Source organism: Cryobacterium sp. TMT1-3 (assembly GCF_004402315.1).
Taxonomy (GTDB): Bacteria; Actinomycetota; Actinomycetes; order Actinomycetales; family Microbacteriaceae; genus Cryobacterium; species Cryobacterium luteum.
In genome coordinates, this window is record NZ_SOFW01000014.1 from 73,515 (window position 1) to 95,648 (window position 22,134).

The window sequence follows — 22,134 nt, forward strand, 5'->3', positions numbered from 1 at the left end:
CGCCTAGGCGGTCGCGGGGCGGGGGTTGCGGGCCGGCGCGCGCTTCGGTTTGGCAGGGACGGCGTCACCGCTGGAGATGCCACCGTCAACGGCGGCACCGTCGATGGGAGCCTTCGGCGCCGGCATGGCGATCGGCGGTACGTCCGAGACGGGGCGCTTGTCACTTGAAAGCCATTGCGGTCGTGGCGGGAGTTTCTCCACGCTGGCGAAGATCTCGGCGAGGGCGGTCTGGTCGAGCGTTTCGTGCTCGAGCAGGGCCGCCGCGAGGCTGTCGAGGATCGCACGGTTCTTGATCAGCACCTCGTAGGCCTCGTCGTGAGCGTCTTCGAGCAGCTGGCGCACCTCGCGGTCGACGCTTTCGGCGACGCGCTCCGAGTAGTCGCGCTGGTGTCCCATGTCACGACCGAGGAAGACTTCGCCCGATCCCTGGCCCAGCTTGAGCGGGCCGACGACCGCGCTCATGCCGAACTCGGTGACCATCTTGCGGGCAGTCGCCGTTGCTTTCTCGATGTCGTTGGACGCGCCGCTGGTCGGGTCGTGAAAGATGATCTCTTCAGCGACGCGGCCGCCCATGGCGTAGGCGAGCTGGTCGAGCAGTTCGTTGCGGGTGACCGAGTAGCGGTCTTCGAGCGGCATGACCATCGTGTAGCCGAGGGCGCGGCCGCGCGGCAGGATGGTGATCTTGGTCACCGGGTCGGTGAAATTCATCGCGGTGGCGACCAGGGCGTGGCCACCCTCGTGGTACGCGGTGATGAGCTTTTCCTTGTCACGCATGACGCGGGTGCGGCGCTGCGGTCCGGCCATGACCCGGTCGACGGCCTCGTCGAGGGCGCGGTTGTCGATGAGCTGGGCGTTGGACCGCGCGGTCAGCAACGCCGCCTCGTTGAGCACGTTCGCCAGATCAGCACCGGTGAAGCCGGGCGTCTTACGCGCGAGCACCTCGAGGTCCACACCGTCGGCCATCGGCTTGCCCTTGGAGTGCACCTCGAGGATGCGTTTGCGACCGAGCATGTCGGGTGCGTCGACGCCGATCTGCCGGTCGAACCGGCCAGGGCGGAGCAGGGCGGGGTCGAGGATGTCCGGGCGGTTGGTGGCGGCGATGAGGATGACGTTGGCCTTGACGTCGAAGCCGTCCATCTCGACCAGCAGCTGGTTGAGGGTCTGCTCACGTTCGTCGTGGCCGCCGCCCATGCCGGCACCACGGTGACGGCCGACGGCATCGATCTCGTCGATGAAGATGATGGCCGGAGCATTTTCCTTGGCCTGGCTGAACAGGTCTCGCACTCGGCTGGCACCGACACCGACAAACATCTCGACGAAGTCGGAGCCGCTGATGGCGTAGAACGGCACGTTGGCCTCGCCGGCGACCGCGCGAGCGAGGAGGGTTTTACCGGTTCCGGGCGGGCCGTACAGCAGTACGCCCTTGGGAATGCGGGCACCGACCGCCTGAAATTTAGCCGGCTCCTTGAGGAAGTCCTTGATCTCTTCGAGCTCTTCGATGGCTTCGTCGGCACCGGCGACGTCGGCAAAGGTGACCTGCGGGCTTTCCTTGGAGACCAGTTTGGCTTTGGACTTGCCGAACTTCATGACCTTGCTGCCGCCGCCCTGCATCGAGATCATGAGCCAGAAGAAGGCACCGATCAGCAGTACGGGCAGCAGAAAACTAAGCACGCCCAGCACCCAGTTGGCCTGTGGCACCTCGTCGGTGAAGCCGTCCTTCGGGTTGGCGGCGGTGACGGCGGTAATGATCTCCTCGCCGCGCGGTGCGACGTAGTAGAACTGCACCTGGGTTCCGAGGTCCCCGCTGGCCTTGGTCAGCGTGAGGTCGACCCGCTGTTCGCCGTCGACGATAGTGGCCTCGGCGACATTGCCGGATTTCAGGTAGCCGAGACCCTCCTGCGTGCTGACCTCGCGAAATCCGCTCATGGTAATGAGGCTTGACCCCACCCAAACGGCGATGACGGCGAGCACAATATAGAGAATCGGGCCGCGGAGTAGCTTCTTGACGTTCATGGTGACCTCAGGCTAGCGCTCGATTACAAAGGAATGCCGTGTGTTCGCCCAAAGGAGAACTCAGGCGCGGGTCGCGGTACGCCTAGAGAGCGGCTGCGGCGACCGTGGAGTAGACGTGCGGGGCCAGAATGCCCACCGAGCGCAGGTTGCGGTACTTCTCGTCGTAGTCGAGGCCGTAGCCCACCACGAATTGGTTCGGAATGTTGAAGCCCACATATTTCACATCGATGTCGACGCGCGCGGCGTCGGGCTTGCGTAGCAGCGCGCAGATTTCAATGGATGCCGGACCACGCGTTTTCAGGTTCGCCAGCAGCCACGACAGGGTCAGGCCGGAGTCGATGATGTCCTCCACGATGAGCACGTTGCGGCCGGACAGGTCGGTGTCGAGGTCCTTGAGAATGCGCACAACGCCGCTCGACTGGGTTCCGGAACCGTAGGAACTGACGGCCATCCAGTCCATGGTGACCGGGTGGTGCAGTTCGCGCGCCAGATCGGCCATGACCATGACCGCGCCCTTGAGCACGCCGACCAGCAACAGATCGGTACCCGCGTAGTCGACCTCGATCTGGCGGGACATTTCGGCCAGGCGAGCTCGAATCTGCTCTTCGCTGATCAGGATCTCGGTGAGGTCGCCGTCAATGTCGCGAGGTTCCATGTGGAGAGAGCAGTCCTTTGTGTCAGGTGGGTCCAGGAACGGAAAAAATCAAACTTCCACCCTGCCGTATAACTCTAATGCCTGGCAGGCTGAGCGCCCCCTGTCCATGCCAATTCGTCACGAGCGCCGCCACGGCGAGGGCCTGCCCCCGATCCAGCCACACCCCGCACACTTCCTCGACGGCGAAGCGAATCACCCGCTGCCGTATTGCGGCAGGGTGCGCTGCGAGCACGGCCGCCGCTATTCGCCGATCAGCCCAGTGCGCGCGCAGCACAGTGCGCGCAAGCTCGTCGAGCGCGTCGGAATCCTCCCGCAGGGCTTCGGAGGTGCGGGCGAGCGCCAGACCGACGCCGGGGCCGAGCTCACTCTCGAGCATCGGCAGTACCGTTTGCCGTACCCGCACGCGGGAATAGCGCGGGTCGAAATTCTGCGGGTCGCTCCAGGGTTCGAGGCCGGCGTCGGCGCAGAATTGCCGGGTTGCCGCGCGACGGATGCCCAGCAAGGGTCGCAGGATCAGCCCGGTTCGCGCCGCCATCCCCCGCAAACTGGTCGGTCCGGAGCCGCGAGCAAGGCCGAGCAGCACGGTTTCGGCTTGGTCATCGAGGGTATGGCCGAGCAGCACCCCGCTCGCCCCGGTCTGTGTGAGCGCGACATCGAACGCCGCGTAGCGGCTCGTTCGTGCCGCAGCTTCCGGCCCGGTTCCGTCGTCGACGACGCTCACTCCCAGAACGAGCACCGGGTCGAGGCCGAGCTGGCGGGCGGTGTGTGCAGCCCGCGCCGCAACATCCGCTGAACCGGGTTGCAGGTTGTGGTCGACGATCACCGCTCCGGCACGGATGCCCGCCCGCCCCGCTTCGAAGGCTGTCGCGGCGGCGAGGGCGAGCGAATCAGCGCCACCGCTCAGGCCCACCAACACGAGCCCTTGGGCCGGCAGGAGTGCGCGCACGGCCCGACGAATATCGGCGATGGCCGGGGTGAGGCGCGGGCGGCGGGAGGATTCCATCCAGTAACGTTATCCGCAGACTTAGATCAAGGGAGAAACACAGCCATGGCCGAATACGACGCAGTCATCGAAATCCCTCGCGGGAGCCGCAACAAGTATGAGGTAGACCACGAAACCGGTCGGGTGTATCTCGACCGAGTGCTCTACACGAGCTTCATGTACCCCACCGACTACGGCTACTTCGAGAACACGCTCGGCCTCGACGGCGACCCCGTCGACGTTCTCGTACTGCTCGACTATCCGCTCTTTCCGGGCGTCGGAGTCTCCGTGCGTCCCGTCGGAGTGTTCAACATGACCGATGACGGCGGCTCCGACGCCAAGGTCATCGCTGTTCCGGCCGGCGACCCGCGCTGGGACCACATCCAGGATGTCCTCGACATTCCGGAGTACACCCGCAAGGAAATCGAGCACTTCTTCGAGCACTACAAGGACCTCGAACCGAACAAGTGGGTCAAGACGGAGGGCTGGGGCGACGCCGCTGAAGCCAACCAGATCGTCGTCGACGGCATTGCCAAGCTCGCCGAAGAGGGTCACTAACCCTCACATCGACGAAGGCCCCCTGGTCGACCAGAGGGCCTTCGTTCTGCCTGCGGGCCCCTTGCGGGGGCTAATTCAGGAAATCTGCCGGGATGTTCGATGTTGATCGCACTGGTCTGCGGGGCCGCACCTAATCCTGGAACGATCTCCTGAATTAGCCACCAAGTAGCGACGTCAGGGTATGAGCGGCGGGCGTCAGGCGGCCGGACGGCCGACGTAGGGCGCGACGGCCCAGGACGACCAGATGCTGTGCACTCGCACGCGGGAAGACGGGTTCGGGGCTTCGAGGACCTGGCCGTTGCCCACGTAGATCGCCACGTGGTAATAGTTACCCGGGCTGCCCCAGAACACCAGGTCGCCGACCTGCACCTGGGCGAAGGAGACGAGCTTGCCCTGCTTGGCCATGGTGTTGTACTGGTTTGTGGCCGAGTGGGTACCGATGTAGACGCCGGCCGCCGCGTACGCGGCTTTGGTCAGACCGGAGCAGTCCCACGCGTCGGGGCCGGAGCCGCCGAAGACGTAGCGGTCGCCGAGCTGGTTGCGGGCGAACGCGAGTGCCGTGTCGACGATGCTCGCGTTGGGAGCGGCAACCGGAGCGGAGGGCGCTGGCTGCGCAGCGGGCGTGACGGGCGCAGCGGGCGTGACGGGCGCGGCGGGGGTGACCGACCCGGAACCCGATCCCGAACCCGACCCCGAACCGGAACCGGACCCGGACCCGGCGGCGGCATCCCGCACGGCCTGCGCTGCCGCAGCAGCCGCTACCGCTGCAGCGGATGCCTGCGCCTGCGCGAACGCGGAAGCGGCAGCAGCAGCGTCTTCGCCCGCGTGAAAGCTGCGTTCGGCCTCGGCCGTGGTGTCTTTGAGCAGGGCGAGCTGCTCGAACAGCTCGCTCGACTTGCGTTGCTGGGTCTCGTACGCGGCCTCGGCTGCCGTCGAGCTCGCCGTCGCGGCGTCGAAGGTGGTCTTGGACTCTTCGGAGAGGCGTTCGCGTTCCTCGGTGGCCGATACGGCCTGCGCGCCCAGGGACTCGGCCGCGTTCTTGTCCTCCACGGCCTCGGTGTAGATCTGCTCCGACTGCTCGCTGAGCTTGCTGGCCGTGCCGAGCTGGCTGAGCAGGTCATCAGCGCTGTTGCCGTTCAAGAACAAATTGAGTGACAGGCCGCTGGCACCGGACTTGGCGAGGTGAGCGGCGATCAGGCCCGCGCGCATTTTCGACGTCGCGGCGGTGGCCTCAGCCGTTTCAGCCTGGTCCTTGAGGCTGGTTTCTCGCGCGGTGGCGGCATCCAGGGCGTCCTGTGTCACGCGGTAGGCCTCGGCCGCAATCTGGGCGGTCGTAACGGCCTTCGCTGCTTGGGCTGCCAGCCCGTCGAGCAGCGCGCCGAGGGTCGCAATTTCGGCCTGCTTGGTCGACTCGTTTTGCTTGGCCTTCTCGACGTCGTTCCAGCTCGGGTAGTCGGGCGCGGCGAAGGCAGCCCCGCCGGCGGCGGCAACGGATGCTGTCACCGCCGACACCGCCCCGATTGCCACGGCGGAAAGCAACCGTTTTGACGTCGTGCGCACTCGTGCGCGCGCGGTTTTGGTGGTGCTCGGTACGTTAGTGGTGCTCGGTACGGTTGTGGTGCGCTTAGCCAAGTGATGCTCCCCGATCGGCCATGAATGGAACGGGATTGATGCGGTTTCCGCCAATCCAGACTTCGAAGTGCAGGTGGCAGCCGTTGGCGGCCCCAGTATCGCCGGAACTGGCGATCAGCTGGCCGGCGGAGACCGATTGGCCGACGCGCACGTTGTAGCCGCCGTTTCGGATGTGCGCGTACCCCGTTGACACGTTGTCGCCGTGGCTGATCTTCACAAAGTTGCCGTAGGTACCGAGCACTCCCGCCCAAGTCACGACGCCGGCGTGGGCGGCATAGATGGGTGCGCCACAACCGGTGCCGAGGTCGGTGGCGTAGTGGAAGCTTCCGCTGCACTGGCCGCCGCTACCGCAAATTGTCGAGCGAGGGCCGTAGCCGCCGGTGATGCGTCCGCTGGCCGGAACGCCCCAACCGGACATGCTCACCGACCCGCCGGAGCCACCGCCGCCGCTCGCAGCGGCCGCCGCGGCAGCTGCCCGAGCCGCCGCAGCCTCAGCGGCGACGCGGATCGCTTCGAGCCGGGCACGTTCCGCAACGCCGGCTTCATACCCGGCCGACGTCGTCGCTTGGGCGTCGCGCATGAACTGCAGCTGCTGCTCCAGCTCGATGCCCTTGGCTTCGGACTCGGCGAGGGCGTTCGCCGCTGCCTCGGCGGCGGCCTGGGCGGCGGCGAGCGCAGCCTCGGCGGCGACCCGCAGGGTTTCGCGCTCGGTCTGAGCGATCTTGGCCTGGTCCCCGAGCGACTGGGCGTTGTTGGTGGCGGACTGCGCCGATTCGTAGACGTCGGAGCTGCGCTCGACCAGCTTGCTCATGTTGCCCAGTTTCGCGAGCAGCAGGTCGGCGTCGGCGCCGTCACCCTCCCCCTCGAGGAACAGGTTCACGCTCAGGTCGGTGCCGCCGGTGCGGTAGAGCTGGGCGGCGAGCTGCCCGGCCTGCTTGGTGGCGGCATCCGCTGTGGCCTTGCTGGTATCGGCCTGGGTCTGGATGTCTTCGGCGCGGCGGGTGGCGTCATCGAACTCTTGCTGCGCGACCTCGAGTTCGCTCGCGCTTTTCTCCGCGGCGGCCTGGGTCTGCTGCACCTGCACCTGCAGGCCGGCGATGAGGCTCTCGATTGCGGTCACCTGCGCGGCGGCTGAGGCGGTGTTCGCCTTGGCGTTTTGCAGGTCCTGCCAGGACGGGTAGTCGACGGCGCTGGCCGGGGCTGCGGGGCTCACGAGGGTGACCAGCAAGGTTAGCGCCGCCAGGATGCTGGTCAGCGCCAGGGTGTGCCGGGGCCACCGATTGGTCACACGCAAACGGCGGGCGGCCTCGTCAGTTCCGCGGCCGGTCACAGTTCTCATACGAATCATTGTTTCCCAACAGGCTTATAGCAGTCGCCACGTGCGCCGAGGCAGACTCTTCAGAGTAACAAGGCGGGCACGATTCGCCCAGTCTTACCGGCGAATCTAACCCGCGAAATAGCCGCTGGCCCGCCCATTTGCGGGCGCGGTGCGAACTGGGTCGGCAAAATGTTCACCGTTTGAGCGGATGCCGCGCGCGCCGATTTGGCCACAGCCGCACAAGACCGTATGCTTACTCTTCGGCAGCCATGAACTTTGTGGCTCACGGCCCCATCGTTTAGCGGCCTAGGACGGCGCCCTTTCACGGCGTTAACACGGGTTCGAATCCCGTTGGGGCTACGCAAACTGCACGTGCATGAAAAAGTAGCAAAGAAATAGAATAGTCTTATCAAGTGCCTCGCACACAGATTCATATCTTTACATCGAGGCCCTGTAGCGCAGTTGGTTAGCGCGCCGCCCTGTCACGGCGGAGGTCGCCGGTTCAAGTCCGGTCAGGGTCGCAAAGGTAATAGCCCTTTCGAAAGGAAGGGCTTTTTCCTTAGAAGAGGCGTTTTTGACGCAGCTTTGGGGCCCTGTAGCTCAGTTGGTAGAGCGTTCGACTGAAAATCGAAAGGTCACCGGATCGACGCCGGTCGGGGCCACCACCGCCACTCCCTAGAAACTCACTCGTGAGGAACTCGGGGAGTGGCCTTTTTTATGCCCATTTTCGGGCTCCGCGCCGGCCTGCTCTCTCGCGGTGGCCACACTCTGGACACACGTGAAATCAACGTGCGCTGCTTGACGCCTGACGGTGCGGCACATGTGTCGTGTCGCGGGCGCTATTCCGGCTGTTCGAAACGGTGGGTCATACACCTGGTATTCATTGGCCGAGCAGGACTTCCGGCTGGTAGCGTTGGGTTGCCTGCGCAATGCAGCTCTTATGGGGGAGTGTCACATGGCCAACATCAACGTCTCGTACCAGGAACTTAATTCGTCTGCCGACCGCCTTGTTGTCGGTCGCGACGACATCAACTCCAAGCTTGCTGAGTTGCAGAGCCTGATCGCTTCTCTCGTGAGCTCTGGTTTCGTCACCGACAAGTCCTCAGGCGCCTTCAACTCTTCCTACGAGCAGTTCACCAGCGGCGCCCGCGCCACCATCAACGGCCTCGACGGGCTGTCCAATTATCTGCGCACCACGGCGACCACACTGTCCGAGGTCGACGCACAGCTCGCCGCTCGACTCTCCCGCTAACCCCTCGCTGCCTGGCACTCGACGTTTAGCGGCGGCTGCCACTGTTTGGAGGTAACTATGTATGGAGACATGTCTGTCGTCAGGCTTGACTCGACGCGCCTGCGCACCCAAGGTGATGAAATGCGGGCCCGCGCACTGGCTATCAAGGCGCGTGCCGAGTCGATGAACTGGAACTCGGTCGCTGCGACCGCGTTCCGCACTGAAATCGGCGTCGCGGCCGATGCGCTCGGTCGATCTGCTGCCGCACTCGACACGGCAGCGGATGCCCTGACGAACCACGCTAGATCCGTCGACGAGGTCAAGGCGCTCATCCAGCAAGCCCAGGTGTGGGCGGGTGAGCGCCTGAATGAAGCACGCTCGATCGTCGGCAACGCCGTCAAGGTCGTTCACGATGTCGCGGAAAACGCGGTCACCGGCTTCATGACCGTGCTCGCCTCCGTCCCCGATCAAGTCAACAACGTCAAGGTCTCCGTTTTCCAGGTGTTCGGCGTTGACGTCGCACCCGAGACCGTTTCCCGCGCCGAGGACATCGTGCGGGCTGTTCCAAACCAGCCAGTTGACGGTGCCCGGGAGTGGCTCGACGTGCAGCGTTCCCTGGGCGCTTGCCGCTAAACCAGTCGCCGGGTTTCAACTCCCGCCCCGTCAGATGCCGGCGCCCTGCCCGGACTTAACCTGCCGACAGGGTGGGAACCGCACCCGGCCAGGCACCCAAGTATTCCGGACCATTGAAATAGACGCTGTATACCCCGGCAGTGGGCGGGTACGCGAACCCGGCGAGCAGATTCGCCTGCGTTTGCAGGTCGAGGGTTTGGCCGTTGCTGCGCACGGTCAACGTCAGTTCTGCAGGCTGGCGGCCGAAGGACGTCGCCCAGCCAACGCGCAGCACATAGTCAAGGACCCCTTCGGCAGTCATCGCGGCCTCGTCATCGACGTAAACCTCGATGATCGTTGCTGTTGACAAGCCGGAGATTGAGCTTCGAACAGTGGCGTCACTCAGCCCGGGAACAGCGTTCAAGAGCACGACGGCGGCATCGCTGCTGATCCCGGCGGCCGCGTCGGTCGGGGTCGGCGCGACGGTGGACATGCCGGGTTTCAGGATCGAACAGCCGCTCAGCACGCCCACCATAACCAGGACCGCCATCGTGGCGCAGGTCCAACGCTTTCGGATACTCATAGTTGGATCCTTATCGAGTTGCTGCATAGTCATGAACGGTTGCTTCGCCACCAGTGAAAAAGCCCCGCGCGGAAGCGGTGAACGCGTCGGCATTCGGATCGCCCGAACCCTGGAACTCTCCCGCCGTCACCGCGTACTTCACCGCGTTGTGGGGTTCCGTGTTGTCGCCCATCCCCGGGGGATCCGCGTGCACGGTGGCCTGGTTGGTCGTTGCGGGGTTGTCTGACCCGTCCCCTGCCGGGACCAGGTCCCCCGTGTGTTCGAAGGAGAGCACGTTGACGTCGGAGGGAATGTCGAAGTTGCCGATCGACGCACCGGCGGTGACGACATTGGTGATGTTGTAGTGCTGGTTCATCCAGGGGTCGGAGCTCATCAGGCCCGCGGTGATTCCGCCGAGGCTGAAACCGGCGAGCATGACCGGATCGTGGGGTTTCACACCCGCCTGCTCCATGGCTTCCTTGACGGCCGCCATGAGCACGGTCTGATGTTGCGCCATCGACGCCAGGTCGCTCGGCAGGTCGTTCGTGGCGGTGCCGGGTGCCAGAGCCCAGTTCTGGGTGCTGGGGATCTGGACAATCCAGTGCTTCACTCCGTCGACTCCGACTCGCTCCACCAGGCGAATGTCGGAGAAGTCATCCGGAGTACCTTCGGGAGAGCCAGCGGGGGCGTCCCCGTTCGTGTCGATCTCGTTGGCTCCGCGGAACAAGGTATCGAGGTCGGTCGGTACAAGCTGTGGTATCGGGTCCCCCTTGGAATCGGTGAAAGTAACGAAAGCCACGGTCGGCTGGCCGGTAGCGTCGTCGAGGGCGCCGAAGCGGCCGCCGCCGACAATGATGCCTTCCAAAAGCTGGTCATAGTCCAGCGGTGGCCAGGGTGCGCCGGTCAGGGAGGTCGTTCCGACGATGCCCAGCGGGCCGACGGCGAAGGTCGCTCCGGCGAGCAGCCCGGGAGCGAATTTAATGATCGTCTGCACGAAATCGGTGTGCTCGGCCGCCCAAGCCTGGATCGATGGCAAATCGGGGGCGCTGGCGAGCAGGGCCGCGAACTCGTCCGCGAGCTGCTGGTTGGCAGCGGTGGCAGCATCCGCTGGTGAATAGGCTGAGGCAAATGCGCTCGCTCCGGGTGCGAGGAGCGCGCCCGCACCGCCCGTCACCAGCACGGTGGCCAGCAGCCACGGGTTCTGCTGCACCTGATCGCCGATCGCATTCACGGCGGTCCCCGCCGAATCAGCCACCTCGGCGAGCTGATAGCTCACTTCGACGCCGGCCGCGTAGAGCGTTGCCCCACCGGCCACGACGGTCGCCCCGGCAACAACGACAACGCCAACCGCGAACCCGCCCACGAAGTACAGACCATCTGCGGCCGTGGCCAGCGCGGAATCCACCGTCTCATAGGTGACGACGGCGCCGTCGATGAACAGGTGCAGCACCGCAACCCGGGCACTCTGCACGAGATACCCGGCTGCGGCCTGCAGAATCTTCGTCTCGGCATCGGCAAAAGTGGCGGGTGAGAGGATCGCCGATTCAAGCAGGTCACCGCCGACCGCACAGGCCGCGGTGTGGAGGCTCTCCGTCGCGAGGTACTCCTGCACCAGACCGAGTTCGGTTGAGAATGTGCGCATATCCTCGAAGGTCGCAACAAGGGGGGAGGTATTGGTGCCGCCGCTGACCGTGAAGTCACTCATGAGCCATCTCCTCGAGGGTGATTTCGGCACAGAGGGAGGCGACTTCCGCCCGAATAGCGGCGTGCGTCACAGCGGCAATCGTGATGGTTGCAGAATCGACCACCTGCTCTGCCGTCGGCAATCCATCGTCTCCGGCCGGGAGCCGCACGTCCACACTGCGCCAACCGGCGGCGCCACGCACATAATTCAGCATCCGAACGGGAAGGCCGTCCTGCCGCGAGCCGCAGCTCGAACCCCGCGTCAAGATCACCGACGAGGCCCGAAAGCGCCCGCACAGCATCGGGGCCGCCGATTCGGCGAGACAGTTCCTCCAGCAGCAGCGGGTCGTGGGCGCGGAGAACCTCGATGCCGCCTCGGCTGTCCGTGAGCGACATCGTCACGAGCGGCCCGTTGCCGCCGGCTTCTCCACCGGACGGGATGGCCAGGGACAGTTTGTCGGCCAGGCGCGAAAACGGCACGACCGCGAACTCGACGCCAGCCAGGTCACCGGTCGATCCGCGCCCGTCATTGATCTCAACCCTCTGCGCCCGCGCGAGCGTAGACCCGAACCCGCCGCGCGCCGAAGCGACGAGCAGCAGCGTCGACTCTCGGGTCCACGCTGACACCTCGACCACCCAAGCCGGAACCATGTGCAGCGACAAAAAAACCATGAACGACTCAAGAAGCCAGTCGCTCAGATTCGCCGGGATCGGTGCGCGCGGGACATCCGCTGCAACAAGGCCCTTAGCGACCAGTCCGGAAAGCGCCGCCTGCGCCCGATCCGCAGCCTCAGCCAGGCCCAAATCACCGGTCCAGTCCTGACGAAACCGCAGCGGCAACCGCAGGGACGGCACATGATCCTGCACGAGGTGCAACTCGTCAGCGGTCAACAGAATACGCGGCACCGACGTGCCCGCCCCCAACGACTCACTCGTCACCACGCGCTCCCCCATGTGCTCACGCCCAGCCTACCGAGAATGCGTCCCCGAGAGTTTTTATCGCATCGAGGAGCGTGTTCACCCGATAACAACGCCCGCCGGGATTCCCCTCGCGGCTTAAGCGACGAAGGCGCGGTAAGCCGGGTCGTTGGCGCGGAGTACCCGGAGCAGGTTCCGGGAGCCAAGCTTGGCGAGGTCGGTGTCGCTCCAGCCTCGGCCCTGAAGCTCAGCGAACAGGTTCGGGTAGTCCGACGCGTCGGCGAGGCCGATCGGCATGTCGGGGCAGCCGTCGAAGTCACCGCCGAGACCGATGTGATCGATGCCGGCCACGTTTCGGGCGTGTTCCACATGGTCGGCAACCTGCGCAACAGTCACGACCGGCTTGTCACCGACCGAACCGTTTTCTTCCCAGCGCCGATAGTCGGCCGAGATGAACGCCGGAACGAAGGCGATCATCTGCACACCGTCGTTGGCGGCGAGCTGCCGAAGAATCGCATCCGGCACGTTGCGCGGGTGCGGATTGAGGGCGAAGCACGAGGAATGACTGAACAGCAGCGGAAGCGTTGTGGCGTCGAGGGCGTCCTGCATCGTGGCAGCGGAGACATGCGAGAGGTCGACCATCATGCCGATGCGGTTCATCTCTGCGATGACGGCGCGGCCCCGCTCGTTGAGGCCGTTGTGGGTCGCGTCGTCGACGGCCGCGTCAGCCCATTCCGTCGTCGAGTTCCAGGTCAGGGTCATGTAGCGCACACCGAGCCGCGCATACTCGCGGAGCACCGCGAGCGAGTTGTTCATCTGGTTGCCGCCCTCGACTCCCAGGAGCGACGCAATCTTTGCGCCTTGCTGGGCGCGTTCCACGTCGTCGGCGGTCATGGCACGCTCGAAATCGTCGGGGTAGGCCGCTATCAACCGGTGAACGAAGTCGATCTGCTCGAGCGTGGCCTGCACCGAGTCGGTGCCCTCGAGGTCAGTGTGCACCCACACCGACCAGAACTGGCCCTGCACGCCTCCGCGACGCAATTTCGGGACATCGGTTTGCAGCTGGCCGCGCCTCGACTCGTGTTCGTCGTCCAGCCCGGCAACCGAGTAGTTGCGATGCTCGCGGCACGCCCAGGCGAGGTCGTTATGGCCGTCAATAACGGCGAATTTCGGAATTCTTACGGTCATGTGAACTCTTCCCGGCAATCGATGCGCTCAGACCAGCCTAGGACCCCCACCATCGGGCGTTTTGGTTACCCCATCCGCCCAGCCCTGCGGCACCGATTGCCAAATTCCTGCCCGTAAAACCGGGGTTGATCTGCGGCCCGGCCGCGCCGGCGCAGCGCACGCCGTTACAACCTCCCCAATACAAGGGATTTTGACCCCTATTGAGGTTACAGCGCCGCCGACTTGAATCGGGGTAGTCTCTGCCAGTAAGTTGCTGAGAAAGAATCATGTTCCCCCGCCACGCTCCATCAAACGACAAGTGCCAGCATCGTCACTTTGTCACTATGACCGCCTGTTCCTGTAAACCCGACTGCAGGGAATGAAGAAGTGACATTGAATCCAATTTGCCCGACCGCCCCGGCAAGCTCGCGTTCCACCTCACTGCACCGGCCGCACCTGGCACCGCTTTCCCGCTCGACCGCAGGAGGAACGACGCATGAGTGAATCAGATTCGCCCGCATCCTTTGCCCGGTCCACGCCGCTTGGGCGTACCCCGAAACTGCGGCTCGTCGACGAGGCCGTGTCGGCGCGTCCCGACATGGCCGTCGACACCCCCTCCTCCGGCCTGATCTGGGCCCGACGGTACCGCACAAAGCTGCGACTGACCGATGTCGCCGTCATCGTTCTCGCTGTCGGCGTGGCGCTGGTCTTTCGGTTCGGCGTTGCCGGCATTCCAGCCGTGCCGGGATCGTTCAGCGCCAACTACTGGCTCGTTTCCTTGCTCATCGTGGCGACCTGGCTCATAACCCTCGAACTTTTTCACACCAGGGATTCCCGCGTCATTGGCGTCGGAGCGAGTGAATACAAGCAGGTCATCAACGCGAGCGCTGTGACCTTCGGCATACTCGCCATCATTTTTCTGATCTTCAACATCGACATCGCCCGGTTGTACTTCGTTCTGGCGCTCCCCCTCGGCATCGTCGCGCTGGTTCTGGAACGGTGGCTGTGGCGCAAGTGGCTGCTGCACCAGCGCCGATTCGGCCACTACCTCTCTCGGGTAATCGTCGTCGGAAACCGCGACGATGTGGAATATGTCGTCAGCCAAATCGACAACAAGTCCGGCGCTGCCTATTACATCGTCGGCGCAGCCTTGGAAGACGGCATCGGTGACGAGATCTCGGCGGGCGATCGAAGGGTGCCGATCGTGTCCGATTTCGAACACGTCGCCGCTGCGGCGGCGGCTATGGGTGTTGACACGGTCATCGTGGCCGGACAGCCCAGCGGCGGCAGCTCCTACATCCGCAACCTCGGCTGGGACCTCGAAGGAACGTCAGCAGAACTGGTTCTCTCCAGCCGGCTGACGGATGTCGCCGGTCCCCGCATCCACTTTCGCCCGGTTGACGGCCTGCCGCTGATCCACGTTGAAATTCCCCGGTTCGAAGGAGGGCGCCATGCTCTCAAGCGCACCCTCGACATCGTCACTACGGCCTGCGCCCTGCTGCTCCTGCTGCCCGTGCTCGCGGTGATCGCCGTTCTCATCAAGCTGGACAGCCCCGGCCCCGTACTCTTTCGACAAGAACGCTGCGGCCGCAACGGACAAACCTTTCGCATAATCAAATTCCGCTCCATGGTGCAGACCGCGGAAGACGACCTGGCCGGGCTGCTCGACCAGAACGAAGCCTCCGGGGTGCTGTTCAAGATTCGCAACGACCCTCGGATCACCAAGATCGGCCGCGTGCTGCGCAAGTACTCGCTCGACGAGCTGCCCCAGCTGTGGAACATTTTTGTCGGCGAAATGAGCCTGGTGGGACCGCGCCCGCCCCTGCCAGAAGAGGTCCAGGTTTACGAAACGCACGTGCACCGCCGCCTGTACATCAAGCCCGGGCTGACCGGAATGTGGCAGGTCAACGGACGGTCGAATCTCAGCTGGGAAGACAGCGTACGCCTCGACCTGTATTACGTCGAGAACTGGTCGCTCGCCGGCGACCTGATGATCATTTGGCGCACCTTCAAGACCGTCATTCAACCAGTTGGGGCATATTGACATGACCGCGGGGACCGAACACAGTGCGCCCACCAGCCGCCGGCGTCTGAGCATCGCAATGATCGGTACCCGCGGAGTGCCCGCAGCCTACGGCGGCTTCGAAACCGCCGTCGAGGAGATCGGGCGCCGCCTCGTCGACCGGGGCCACGACGTGACCGTCTACTGTCGCCGCACGATTCAGCCGGTGCCGAAGGAATATCTCGGCATGAAGCTCGTCGAGCTGCCGGCACTGCGCCACAAGATACTGGAGACCCTGAGCCACACCGGGCTCTCGGTGCTGCACGCAACCCTGCACCGACCGGCCGATGTCGCTTTCGTGTTCAACGCCGCCAATGCCCCTTTTGTGCCGTGGCTGCGGCTGCGCGGAATTCCCAGCGTCGTGCACGTCGACGGACTCGAATGGAAGCGCGACAAATGGGGCGGCGCCGGTCGCCGCTACTACCGCTGGGCCGAAGAAGTGTCCGTGCGTGAAGCGGATGCCCTCATCGCCGACGCGCAGGGCATCGTCGACTATTACCGGGACGAATTTGCCATTCCGACCGAGCTGATCTCCTACGGCACCCGAATTCTGCACGACACTCCGACCGATCGGCTCTCCGAACTCGGACTCCGACCCGGCGGCTACCATCTGGTCGTCGCCCGATTCGAACCGGAAAACCACGTCGATGTCATCGTGGAGGGATACCGCGCGAGCGGGGCCCGTTTGCCGCTTGTCGTCGTCGGCTCTGCGCCGTACGCGGCCGAACACATCACCCGCATCAGCGACCTGGCGGCATCTGATTCCCGCATTCGCATGGTCGGCAGCGTCTGGGACCAGGACCAGCTCGATCAGCTCTACACGCACGCCAGCACCTACCTGCACGGTCATTCGGTCGGCGGAACGAATCCATCACTCTTGCGGGCCATGGGCGCCGGTACCAAGGTCATCGCCTGGGACGTCGTCTTCAATCGTGAGGTCCTCGGTACCGACGGTGCCTACTTCTCGCGGGCCGAGTCCCTGGGAGCCCTGCTCGAAGACGCCGAGCTCAGCCCCGACCGCGTCGCCGAGGTTGCCGCGGCCCTGCAACGACGTGCCGCTGAGCTCTACAACTGGGACGACGTCACGGCCAGTTACGAACATCTTGCCCGGCGCGTGGCCGTCGGTTACAGCACCCATCGCCAAAGCAGCGGGCGAGCGGGAGAGTCGACCTGGAGCCTTCCCGACAGCATCAACCGGCAACCATCCACTTCACCGTCCAGGGGGATCACACTATGACCAGCACCTCAGCCCAGGCAATCCGGTCGACCGAAACATACTCTGACACCGTGCGCCGTTTGTCGTTGGCGCAGAAGACGGCGGCGCGTGGGGCGCCGCCGTACTCCGTCTACGTCAACCGCCGGGTTGGCCGTTATCTCGCGGCCGGCGCCTATCGGCTGGGCCTCACCCCCAACAACGTCACCGCGATCAGCGCCGGCTTCACGTTCTGCGCCATCGGCCTGCTCGCGATCGGTGAGCCAAGCTGGTGGCTTGGAATCGTCGTCTGGCTGCTCCTGGCCACCGGGTACGCCTTCGACTCGGCCGACGGCCAGGTCGCTCGTTTGCGCGGTGGCGGCTCGCCGTCGGGCGAATGGCTCGACCACGTCGTGGACTCCATCAAGATCTCGACCCTGCACCTGGCGGTGCTCATCACCATGTTCACGCACTTTCCGCTCACGAATTCGGCCTGGTTGCTCGTGCCGATCGGGTTCACGGCCGTAGCCGCTGTGTCGTTCTTCGCGATGATTCTCAACGATCTGCTCAAGGCCAAACATGCTGAGGCCGCCCCGCTCTCCACCGCTCCGCGCACCGTAGTGCGGTCCCTGCTCGGCCTGCCCACCGATTATGGGGTGCTCTGCCTGGCCTTCGTGCTGCTCGGCGCCCCGCTGGCCTTTCTCGGCCTGTACAGCCTGCTCTTCGTCGCCAACACGGTCTATCTCGCACTCGCCCTCGCCAAATGGTTTCGGGACATGAGCTCGCTGGGTCGTGTCAGAGTCGCCCGATCCTGATTCGCGCATCCGCTCGGCTCAAGCCGGGTCCTGCCGTGTGCCCCCTACTGGGGATGCTACCTCAGGAGTTCGGAGGTGAGTTTTGATCAGCTTGATTGTAGTGTGGGCGCAACCGGACGGAGAATGCTGTGGAACCAATCGACTATTTGAGGACCATCACGAGACGGTGGCTGCTCATCATCATCGTGGGCCTCCTCGGCGGCGCTGTGGCCTGGGGCTACGCGGCCACCCTCCCGGCCCAATACCAGGCCACCAACAGCGTTTTCGTCACGAGCGACCGCGGGGAAACCACCAGTGAGCTGCTGCAAACATCGACGTTCACGCAGAACCTGGTTGAGTCCTATGCCCAACTCGCCACGACGCCGACGGTGCTGGGCCCGGTGATTAGCCGGCTCGGACTGGACATCTCCACTCCGGCCCTCGCTTCCCGAGTGTCCGCAGTCACTCCTCTCAATACGGTGTTCATCGAGATCACCGTCACCAGCCGATCGGCGGTGCAGGCCGTGGAACTCGCCGACGCCGTCTCCGATTCGCTCGCGACAGCGGTGGAAAACCTGGCGCCCAAGGGGCCGGACAACCTGCCATCGATCACCGTCAAGACCGTATCGCCAGCCCAACTTCCCGGCAGCCCCTTTGCACCGAACACGCAGCTCATCGTGCTCACCGGGTTGCTGGTGGGGCTCGTGCTCGGTGTGCTGTACGCCCTGGCCCGCGAGATGTTCGACACCCGGGTGAGTTCCGAGAAGGATCTCGATCGTGTGTCCTCTGATCCCCTGCTCGGCAAGGTCGGTCGCAAGAAACGCACCGATCCGGCCGGCCTGGTCATGCGGGTCATGCCGCACAGCGCTATGGCCGAGTCGTACCGCCGAGTGCGGGCCAACCTGGAATTCATCGACGTTGACAGCCCACCGCGCAGCGCCGTGGTCACGTCGGCGGTCACGCGCGACGGCAAATCGACGACCGCGATCAACCTGGCCCTAGCCATGGCGGAACGGTCCTCCCGAGTACTCCTGATCGACGCCGACCTGCGACGCCCATCGATCGCCGAACTGTGCGACCTCGAAGGTGACGTGGGCCTCACCACGGTGCTGCTCGGCGACGTCGGTCCCGACGATGCCATCGTGCGCTGGTCAGACGGGCTCGACGTGCTGCCGTCCGGTGCCGTGCCGCCCAACCCCGGACAACTGCTCGGTTCGGACGCGATGAAGACTCTTATGCACCGCCTGCTGCAAGATTACGACTTCATCGTGGTCGATTCCCCGCCGCTGCTGCCGGCCACCGACGCCCTCGGCCTGTCGCACCTCACCGACGGTGCCATCGTCGTCGCCCGTTACAAGTCGACCACCCGCCAGCAGCTCGCCACCACCCTGGAGTCGCTCGAAGCGGTCAACGCCCGCATCCTGGGCATCGTGCTTAACCAGGTGCGCGAACGGCGAGCCGAGGTGTACTACGGTCCTCTCGCTCCGGTGACCGGCACCGCGCCGCGCCCACCGGGAACCACCAACCGCGTCACGGCAACCCGGGTGCCGCGCACCACCTTCGATGAGACCGGTCGACGCAGTTCCCGCACGTCGGAACCTACGCGGTCGTCGTAGTGCGGGTCCTCCAGTCGTTTCCGGAGGGTCGTGCCACGACGAATCCCTACCTGCTGCAGTTGAGCCGGGCCCTCGCCCCGAGCGTCGAGGTGTTCGGCTTCACCTGGCGCCGGGCGCTCACCGGCCGGTACGACGTCTTTCACGTGCACTGGCCCGAGATCCTGTTGCAGGGGCGCACACCGGGGCGGGCACTCGCCAAACGGATGCTGTTCCGCCTGCTCCTGGCGCGGCTGCGGCTGCGCCGTACCGCGGTGGTGCGCACCCTGCACAACGTGCGCAGCCACGAAGCCGCGCCGCGGCGTGACCGACGGTTGCTGCACGCATTCGACCACCGCACGACGTTGTGGATTCGGCTCAACCCGTTCACCCCGGTGCCGGAGGGCGCGCTGGAGCGCACCATCCCGCACGGCGATTACCGGGACTGGTACTCGAACCGAACGTCCGCGGCGCCGATTTCAGGCCGCCTGCTGTACTTCGGCCTTATCCGTGCCTATAAGGGGGTCGACGGCCTCGTCGAGACCTTCCGCCAGTTCCCCGGCGAAGTCGAATCGTCGCTGCGGATCGTGGGTGCTCCCCAATCAAACGAACGGGCCCAACGACTGCTGCGAGCGGCGGCCGGTGACCGCCGCATCGAATTACTGCTGCGCCACGCGAGCGATGCCGAGCTCGCCGACGCCATCGGCGCCGCCGAACTGGTCGTGCTGCCCTACGCCGAGATGCACAATTCGGGTGCCGCCCTGCTGGCCCTCTCGCTCGACCGTCCGGTGCTGGTACCGACGAACGCGGTGACCGCAGCGTTGGCCGGCGAGGTCGGTCCCGACTGGGTACTCACCTACGACGGGCCGCTGTCGGCCAAGGTTTTGGCTGACGCACTCGATCGGGTTCGGCGGCCGCGCAGCGCCCCCGATCTCACGCACCGCCGCTGGAGTGTCAGCGCCTCCGACCATGTTGAAGCGTATGGCCGGGCCGTGCAGGCCGTGCGAGCGCGCTGACCGCAGAGCCAGCCCGGCGGCCGTTGAGCTGCATCGAGCTCAGGCGCCCGCGAACAGCCAGGCGTCGGCGGCGAGCCGCCCGTCGACGGGCGGGAGATCGCTGGCGGGCGGGCGTGGCGCCAGCAGGGCGTGCGCCACGGCATCCGCTAGCTGCTGTTCGGTACAGCCGGGCGCGACCACGTTGTGACCGTGTTCATCGAGCCAGGTTGCGAGCCCGGTTTCGGTCGTGGTCACGATGGTGCAGCCGTGCGCGAGGCCCTCAACGATCGGCAAGCCGACCTGTTCGCGCCAGGTGGGGGCCGGCTGGCTGGGCAGGGCCAGTACCCGGGCCCGGCGCAACTGCCGGTGAATTTCGCTGCGTGGCGGGTCAAGGACCAGTTCAATGGTCGGGTCGAGGGCGGCGGCCTGCCGCACCTGGTTCTCCAGCGCCCCCTTGCCGATGAGTGTGAGGCGGGCCTGGGGCAGCACCGCGGTCACGAGCGGCCACGCCGCCAGAATGTTCGGCAGCCCCTTGCGCGGCACGAACGCTCCGAGAAAAACCACCCGGTGAGCATCGAAAGCGTCCGAGCCGGTGCACGTGCACGGGGCTGGCAGGGCCGGGATGACGGCTGAGACCAGATTCCGAGCGGGTTCGGGCAGCGCTTTGCGGTAGGTGACCCGGGCGGCATCCGTTCCGAAGGCGATACGGTCGGTCTGCTGCCAGACAAACCGAGCCGCGAGACCGTTGAGACCGCGGCGTAGTCGTGGGCGAGCGCTGAGCGGGCGGTCAAACGGGTCGGCGTTCTCCAGTGCGTAGCTCACGATGGTCGATCGGCGACCACCGAGCAGCGTTCGCAGGCGCAGGGCACCGATCGCCAGCGCACTGGCCCACACACTGGACAGCATGAGCGGTTCGCCGATCTCGAGGGTCGTGACCGGGGAACGGGCCAGCAACCAGGCAGCGTGCAGGGGGTGAGCCTGCACCACCACGAGCCCCTTGGTGAGTTCTTCGTGAAAGTCATACCTTTTGACGCGGAACAAAATGGCTGCCGGTGGCAGCTCGTGCGCTCGTTCGAGGTGGGCGCTGCGCAGGGTGCGGTAGAGCCGTGCCCGGTCGGTGGCAATTCGGCGGCTAGCCACGCTTGTACTCGTGGTACACCGACCCAACCGAACCGGCCAGCATCCCCGCTCCGCGGGCGGCGGTGCGCAGTCCGCGGGCACGCAACGGCACTTGCCCCACGAGCGATCCGGCGAGGTAGCGCATAATTCCGCCGCAGACCCGGGCGGCCCCACGCGCCTGCAGCTTCATCCGCACCAGAACGCGTTGTCCGTTTTCGGTCTCGTCGAGGTTGATCCGACTCCAGGTGTTGCCCATGCGAAATGCACGTTGCAACACCCATTCCCTGGTGAGGCGGTCCGCCGGCACGATGTCGATGACGATGGCTTCATCGCACCAGATCATCTGCCCGCCGCGCTGGTGCAGCTGCCGCGTGAACAGCGAGTCCGAGCCGCCGGAGAGCCCGAAGCGTTCATCAAAGCTGAGCCCCAGACGGCGAACCTGAGCGAGATCGAGCAGCAGATTGTTCGTGGCCGCGAGAGACACGGGTGTGCCGGTGGTGAACCGGCGACGCTCGAAGAAGCCGCCGGCCCGAATCCACTGATCGGGTTCAATGTCGTACTGCGAGAGCACCGGACCGACGACGGCTGCGGGTCGGTAGGTCGAATAGGTGTCGAGCAGTTGCACCAGCCAGTGGCTGCTGGGCCGTTCGTCATCGTCGATGAAGATGAGCAGGTCGGCGCCCTGTCCTTCCTGCAGCGCGCGATTTCGCGCCGAAGCGATTCCCGGGGTCGGTTCGTGCACGTAGCGAACGGGTGCGTGTCGCTGCGATGCCGATGGCCGCGCCTCCAACCAGCTGGTTTCGGTCACCAGAGCACGCGCGCCGGCCTCGGGATCGTTGTCGACGACGACAATCTCAACCGGCGCGTGCACCATGTCTGCCTGGTCGAGCAGCTCCGGCAGGAGCTCCTCGAGGTCGGCCGGTCGGCGAAAGGTCAGCACGGCAATCACGACGCGCGGGTCACTCGTGGCTCGGTTGAACATGACCAGCCCCTCTCTTGTGGTGCGAAAATTGCAGCTGCTGCGGGAACGAAGGGATGGGCTCGTGGAG

19 protein-coding genes and 3 tRNA genes are annotated in these 22,134 nt (G+C 65.3%); 11 read left to right on the forward strand and 11 right to left on the reverse strand.

The features are described from left to right. Positions 1–3: 3 nt before the first annotated feature. From ftsH to tilS, 3 genes are all read right to left on the reverse strand, one after another. Positions 4–2,013 (reverse strand): ATP-dependent zinc metalloprotease FtsH, encoded by a 2,010-nt coding sequence (ftsH, locus tag E3O25_RS04930; RefSeq protein WP_092106952.1) that lies wholly within the window; start codon positions 2,011–2,013, stop codon positions 4–6. Positions 2,014–2,095: 82 nt separating this feature from the next. After that, positions 2,096–2,668: a hypoxanthine phosphoribosyltransferase gene (gene hpt, locus E3O25_RS04935; protein ID WP_092106950.1), complete on the reverse strand. Its 573-nt coding sequence runs from the start codon at positions 2,666–2,668 to the stop codon at positions 2,096–2,098. A gap of 22 nt (positions 2,669–2,690) precedes the next feature. Next, the gene (gene tilS / locus E3O25_RS04940) at positions 2,691–3,671 is read right to left on the reverse strand and encodes a tRNA lysidine(34) synthetase TilS (protein WP_092106948.1); all 981 of its coding nucleotides are present in this window, start codon (positions 3,669–3,671) and stop codon (positions 2,691–2,693) included. Between the two features lie 45 nt (positions 3,672–3,716). Here tilS and ppa point away from each other — a divergent pair, with 45 nt between their 5' ends. Continuing rightward, on the forward strand, positions 3,717–4,208 hold the full coding sequence (ppa, locus tag E3O25_RS04945; protein ID WP_092106945.1) for an inorganic diphosphatase: 492 nt from the start codon (positions 3,717–3,719) through the stop codon (positions 4,206–4,208). A gap of 195 nt (positions 4,209–4,403) precedes the next feature. On the opposite strand, the gene E3O25_RS04950 is transcribed toward ppa, so the two are convergent. Continuing rightward, positions 4,404–5,840, reverse strand: a complete 1,437-nt coding sequence (locus tag E3O25_RS04950; protein ID WP_241988499.1) for an NlpC/P60 family protein — start codon at positions 5,838–5,840, stop codon at positions 4,404–4,406. Beyond that, entirely contained in the window at positions 5,833–7,179 is a 1,347-nt protein-coding gene (locus E3O25_RS04955) for a M23 family metallopeptidase (protein ID WP_092106943.1), read from the reverse strand. Before E3O25_RS04955 ends, E3O25_RS04950 begins: the two co-directional genes overlap by 8 nt. A 266-nt stretch (positions 7,180–7,445) precedes the next feature. Between E3O25_RS04955 and E3O25_RS04960 the strand changes: the two genes are divergently transcribed. From E3O25_RS04960 to E3O25_RS04980, 5 genes are all read left to right on the forward strand, one after another. Continuing rightward, positions 7,446–7,518 (forward strand) — tRNA-Glu (locus E3O25_RS04960). Positions 7,519–7,605: 87 nt separating this feature from the next. Next, a tRNA-Asp gene (locus tag E3O25_RS04965) sits at positions 7,606–7,679 on the forward strand. Between the two features lie 68 nt (positions 7,680–7,747). Next, positions 7,748–7,823, forward strand: a tRNA-Phe gene (locus E3O25_RS04970). A 290-nt stretch (positions 7,824–8,113) separates the two neighbouring features. Continuing rightward, positions 8,114–8,410 (forward strand): WXG100 family type VII secretion target, encoded by a 297-nt coding sequence (locus E3O25_RS04975; RefSeq protein WP_134360596.1) that lies wholly within the window; start codon positions 8,114–8,116, stop codon positions 8,408–8,410. A 120-nt stretch (positions 8,411–8,530) separates the two neighbouring features. Then, positions 8,531–9,022: a hypothetical protein gene (locus E3O25_RS04980; protein WP_134360597.1), complete on the forward strand. Its 492-nt coding sequence runs from the start codon at positions 8,531–8,533 to the stop codon at positions 9,020–9,022. Positions 9,023–9,077: 55 nt separating this feature from the next. Here E3O25_RS04980 and E3O25_RS04985 read toward each other — a convergent pair whose 3' ends face one another. The 4 genes from E3O25_RS04985 to E3O25_RS05000 form a co-directional block, all read right to left on the reverse strand. Then, entirely contained in the window at positions 9,078–9,584 is a 507-nt protein-coding gene (locus tag E3O25_RS04985) for a hypothetical protein (protein WP_134360598.1), read from the reverse strand. A 10-nt stretch (positions 9,585–9,594) separates the two neighbouring features. Continuing rightward, on the reverse strand, positions 9,595–11,268 hold the full coding sequence (locus E3O25_RS04990) for a hypothetical protein (RefSeq protein WP_134360599.1): 1,674 nt from the start codon (positions 11,266–11,268) through the stop codon (positions 9,595–9,597). Next, complete coding sequence (locus tag E3O25_RS04995; RefSeq protein WP_134360600.1) at positions 11,265–12,200, reverse strand: hypothetical protein; 936 nt, start codon at positions 12,198–12,200, stop codon at positions 11,265–11,267. Before E3O25_RS04995 ends, E3O25_RS04990 begins: the two co-directional genes overlap by 4 nt. A gap of 102 nt (positions 12,201–12,302) precedes the next feature. Further along, on the reverse strand, positions 12,303–13,352 hold the full coding sequence (locus tag E3O25_RS05000; RefSeq protein ID WP_134360601.1) for a dipeptidase: 1,050 nt from the start codon (positions 13,350–13,352) through the stop codon (positions 12,303–12,305). A 475-nt stretch (positions 13,353–13,827) separates the two neighbouring features. Between E3O25_RS05000 and E3O25_RS05005 the strand changes: the two genes are divergently transcribed. From E3O25_RS05005 to E3O25_RS05025, 5 genes are all read left to right on the forward strand, one after another. After that, positions 13,828–15,375: a sugar transferase gene (locus E3O25_RS05005; RefSeq protein ID WP_241988500.1), complete on the forward strand. Its 1,548-nt coding sequence runs from the start codon at positions 13,828–13,830 to the stop codon at positions 15,373–15,375. 1 nt (position 15,376) lies between these two features. Beyond that, a complete protein-coding gene (locus E3O25_RS05010; protein ID WP_198410953.1) occupies positions 15,377–16,630 on the forward strand; it encodes a DUF1972 domain-containing protein in 1,254 nt (417 codons plus the stop codon). Further along, entirely contained in the window at positions 16,627–17,400 is a 774-nt protein-coding gene (locus E3O25_RS05015; protein ID WP_092106929.1) for a CDP-alcohol phosphatidyltransferase family protein, read from the forward strand. Before E3O25_RS05010 ends, E3O25_RS05015 begins: the two co-directional genes overlap by 4 nt. A 128-nt stretch (positions 17,401–17,528) precedes the next feature. Beyond that, complete coding sequence (locus tag E3O25_RS05020) at positions 17,529–18,995, forward strand: polysaccharide biosynthesis tyrosine autokinase (RefSeq protein WP_092106927.1); 1,467 nt, start codon at positions 17,529–17,531, stop codon at positions 18,993–18,995. Further along, complete coding sequence (locus E3O25_RS05025; protein WP_134360602.1) at positions 18,995–19,987, forward strand: glycosyl transferase; 993 nt, start codon at positions 18,995–18,997, stop codon at positions 19,985–19,987. The genes E3O25_RS05020 and E3O25_RS05025 overlap by 1 nt, the downstream gene beginning before the upstream one ends. A 39-nt stretch (positions 19,988–20,026) precedes the next feature. Here E3O25_RS05025 and E3O25_RS05030 read toward each other — a convergent pair whose 3' ends face one another. Continuing rightward, positions 20,027–21,106: a glycosyltransferase gene (locus E3O25_RS05030; protein WP_241988501.1), complete on the reverse strand. Its 1,080-nt coding sequence runs from the start codon at positions 21,104–21,106 to the stop codon at positions 20,027–20,029. Next, positions 21,099–22,067, reverse strand: coding sequence for a glycosyltransferase family 2 protein (locus E3O25_RS05035; protein ID WP_134360604.1), 969 nt, complete (start codon positions 22,065–22,067; stop codon positions 21,099–21,101). Before E3O25_RS05035 ends, E3O25_RS05030 begins: the two co-directional genes overlap by 8 nt. Positions 22,068–22,134: the final 67 nt, after the last annotated feature.

What these genes read in the sequence shown, in the direction of transcription:
- tilS (WP_092106948.1), bottom strand. Translation starts at nt 3,671, where the DNA reads ATGGAATCCTCCCGCCGCCCGCGCCTCACCCCGGCCATCGCCGATATT.
- E3O25_RS04975 (WP_134360596.1), top strand. Translation starts at nt 8,114, where the DNA reads ATGGCCAACATCAACGTCTCGTACCAGGAACTTAATTCGTCTGCCGAC.
- E3O25_RS05005 (WP_241988500.1), top strand. Translation starts at nt 13,828, where the DNA reads ATGAGTGAATCAGATTCGCCCGCATCCTTTGCCCGGTCCACGCCGCTT.
- E3O25_RS05010 (WP_198410953.1), top strand. Translation starts at nt 15,377, where the DNA reads ATGACCGCGGGGACCGAACACAGTGCGCCCACCAGCCGCCGGCGTCTG.
- E3O25_RS05000 (WP_134360601.1), bottom strand. Translation starts at nt 13,352, where the DNA reads ATGACCGTAAGAATTCCGAAATTCGCCGTTATTGACGGCCATAACGAC.
- ftsH (WP_092106952.1), bottom strand. Translation starts at nt 2,013, where the DNA reads ATGAACGTCAAGAAGCTACTCCGCGGCCCGATTCTCTATATTGTGCTC.
- ppa (WP_092106945.1), top strand. Translation starts at nt 3,717, where the DNA reads ATGGCCGAATACGACGCAGTCATCGAAATCCCTCGCGGGAGCCGCAAC.
- E3O25_RS04990 (WP_134360599.1), bottom strand. Translation starts at nt 11,268, where the DNA reads ATGAGTGACTTCACGGTCAGCGGCGGCACCAATACCTCCCCCCTTGTT.
- E3O25_RS04955 (WP_092106943.1), bottom strand. Translation starts at nt 7,179, where the DNA reads ATGAGAACTGTGACCGGCCGCGGAACTGACGAGGCCGCCCGCCGTTTG.
- E3O25_RS05015 (WP_092106929.1), top strand. Translation starts at nt 16,627, where the DNA reads ATGACCAGCACCTCAGCCCAGGCAATCCGGTCGACCGAAACATACTCT.
- hpt (WP_092106950.1), bottom strand. Translation starts at nt 2,668, where the DNA reads ATGGAACCTCGCGACATTGACGGCGACCTCACCGAGATCCTGATCAGC.
- E3O25_RS05035 (WP_134360604.1), bottom strand. Translation starts at nt 22,067, where the DNA reads ATGTTCAACCGAGCCACGAGTGACCCGCGCGTCGTGATTGCCGTGCTG.
- E3O25_RS04985 (WP_134360598.1), bottom strand. Translation starts at nt 9,584, where the DNA reads ATGAGTATCCGAAAGCGTTGGACCTGCGCCACGATGGCGGTCCTGGTT.
- E3O25_RS04980 (WP_134360597.1), top strand. Translation starts at nt 8,531, where the DNA reads ATGCGGGCCCGCGCACTGGCTATCAAGGCGCGTGCCGAGTCGATGAAC.
- E3O25_RS04995 (WP_134360600.1), bottom strand. Translation starts at nt 12,200, where the DNA reads ATGGGGGAGCGCGTGGTGACGAGTGAGTCGTTGGGGGCGGGCACGTCG.